The sequence below is a fragment of the Clostridium pacaense genome, assembly GCF_020709765.2.
GTDB classification, from domain to species: Bacteria; Bacillota; Clostridia; order Lachnospirales; family Lachnospiraceae; genus Enterocloster; species Enterocloster hominis.
In genome coordinates this window covers 1-1069 of sequence record NZ_JAJFEB020000057.1, presented here as the reverse complement: position 1 = coordinate 1069, position 1069 = coordinate 1, and the positions used below count along the sequence as shown (strand labels likewise).

2 protein-coding genes are annotated in these 1069 nt (G+C 42.8%); one reads left to right on the top strand and one right to left on the bottom strand.

Going from position 1 to position 1069, the window contains the following annotated elements; genetic code table 11:
- On the top strand, window positions 1-539 hold a 539-nt coding region (locus LK536_RS58435), incomplete at its 5' end, for an H-type lectin domain-containing protein (RefSeq protein ID WP_506092293.1).
- 7 nt (window positions 540-546) lie between these two features.
- On the opposite strand, the gene LK536_RS58430 is transcribed toward LK536_RS58435, so the two are convergent.
- Window positions 547-1069 (bottom strand): H-type lectin domain-containing protein (locus LK536_RS58430; protein ID WP_506092292.1); only part of this gene is annotated, 523 nt, incomplete at its 5' end.

Below are 1069 nucleotides of genomic sequence, written 5' to 3'. Positions count from 1 at the left end.
ATACCAATTTAGATTACCGTACAGCGGTCACCGATTTGTTTTCGGTCGCTAATGTCGGGCTCAATACACGCCGAATAGTACGTTATAACGCAAATACACTCAATACCCCATATCAATCAGGTATGACTTCTGATATCGACAGCGGGCTTGCAATTATAACGATGGGGAGTAATAACTACGGATCGATAGTATGTATACCAGAAGGTGGTACCGTTACTGCTCCTTGTATTTGTAAAAAAACCAATACATGGGGTAGATGGTATAGGGTAATCATGGATTTAGATGTACAAGCCGGAAGAGTGGAATCTATTGATTGCGCTGGAAATAGCCTTACTCTATATGATGTAACCTTTCCCGCTCCGTTTATTAAAACACCTCAGGTCATAGTCGGTCTATATTCCAACACGACTACAAGCAATTATGGAAATATATCAACAATGGCCACTATGATTACCACAACTGGATTTAGGATAAAAGTTGCAAATGCCAACAGCGGGAGTTTTGCACCAGGAGTTTCATGGATTGCTTTTACACAATAGTCAAGTATTATCTCATAATGGCAATCCACGCAACGGATGCGGCTTGGGCTGCATCTGACCGTGATATATATATCCTGCAACCTGTAGAGGTGATATTTGCAACGGATGCGAATATCATATTTGGACTCGATGTCATCGGGGTGACAGTAACTGATGGGACAGCTGCGAAAGCCATAGGAAATGTTATCGTTTTATATGCCGGTTGGTTTACAGCAGTAGGCGTAATAGACACAGTCCCTCCCTGGGAATCACGGTTTGAGCGTAGCCTAAACCAATCCCCCCAAGTACCATTAGCTTTTGCTCGTAAGAACAACGTATCCGCGGCGCCAGCTGCAATGTATAGGATAGTACCATAATTTGCTGATGACATACTGATTATGGCAGTCCCGGATTGTAATGTGGTTAATCCTGCTTTATATGGCGTGTTGTGTGTGTTATCACCGCAATTGATAATCCGTTTTCCGATAGGGCCAGCATCAGCTTCTACAATTAAATCAGCAACCACAGTACGGTTATCCAAATTGGTATTG